We start from the raw sequence: 1,230 nt of genomic DNA, 5'->3' as shown, positions 1-1,230 counted from the left end.
GGCACTAACGACGCCGCTACTGTCAGCAGTGCGACCGTCGCTATCGATGAAACCGACAAAGCAGTAACGACTTCAGGAACATTAACCAGCACCGATGTCGATAATCCGGATAATGCGTTCACTCCAGACTCCATTGCAGGCACAAATGGCGACCTCAACATTGATGCCAATGGTCACTGGGTATTCACCGCTAACAGCGCATTTAATCAATTAAACATCGGCGATAAAGTCGAAGAAACCTTCACTGTATCGTCTGTTGATGGCACACCTTCGACCATTAAAGTCGCGATTAACGGCACTAATGACGCAGCTACTGTCAGCAGTGCGACCGTTGCTATCGATGAAACCGACAAAGCAGTAACGACTTCAGGAACATTAACCAGCAACGATGTCGATAATCCAGATAATACCTTCACACCCGATTCCATTTCCGGTACCAACGGTGACCTGACTATTGATGCCAATGGTCATTGGGTATTCACCGCCAACAGCGCGTTTAATCAACTGAACGTCGGCGATAAAGTCGAAGAAACCTTTACCGTCACTTCCGTTGATGGCACCCCTTCGACCATTAAAGTCACGATTAACGGTACTAACGATGCAGCGACAGTCAGTACCGCAACAGTCAGTGTGGATGAAACGGACAGCGCTATAACAACTTCTGGAACCCTCACCAGTACTGACGTGGATAACCCAGACAACACGTTTACGCCGGATTCTATTTCAGGCACCAACGGTGACCTGACTATTGATGCCAATGGTCATTGGTTGTTCACCGCCAACAGTGCGTTTGATCAATTGAACGTCGGCGATAAAGTCGAAGAAACCTTCACTGTCTCGTCTATTGATGGCACACCTTCGACCATTAAAGTCACGATTAACGGCACTAACGACGCCGCTACTGTCAGCAGTGCGACCGTCGCCATCGATGAAACCGACAGAGCGGTAACCACCTCAGGCACCCTAACCAGTATCGACGTGGATAACCCAGACAATGCGTTCACACCCGATTCCATTTCCGGTACCAACGGTGATCTCACCATTGATGCCAATGGTCATTGGGTATTCACAGCTAACAGCGCGTTTAATCAATTGAATGTCGGCGATAAAGTCGAAGAGACCTTCACTGTCTCGTCTATTGATGGCACAGCGTCAACGATCAAAGTCACGATTAATGGCACTAACGATGCAGCGACAGTCAGTACCGCAACAGTCAGTGTGGATGAGACT

1 protein-coding gene is annotated in these 1,230 nt (G+C 48.7%); it reads left to right on the top strand.

Translation table 11 applies throughout. The features are described from left to right. Window positions 1-1,230 (top strand): VCBS domain-containing protein (locus A6D97_RS02945; RefSeq protein ID WP_206208205.1); only part of this gene is annotated, 1,230 nt, incomplete at both ends.

It is taken from the genome of Vibrio sp. ZF57, from assembly GCF_001691235.1.
In the GTDB taxonomy this organism is placed as follows: domain Bacteria; phylum Pseudomonadota; class Gammaproteobacteria; order Enterobacterales; family Vibrionaceae; genus Vibrio; species Vibrio crassostreae_C.
This window is presented reverse-complemented; position numbering and strand designations above follow the sequence as displayed.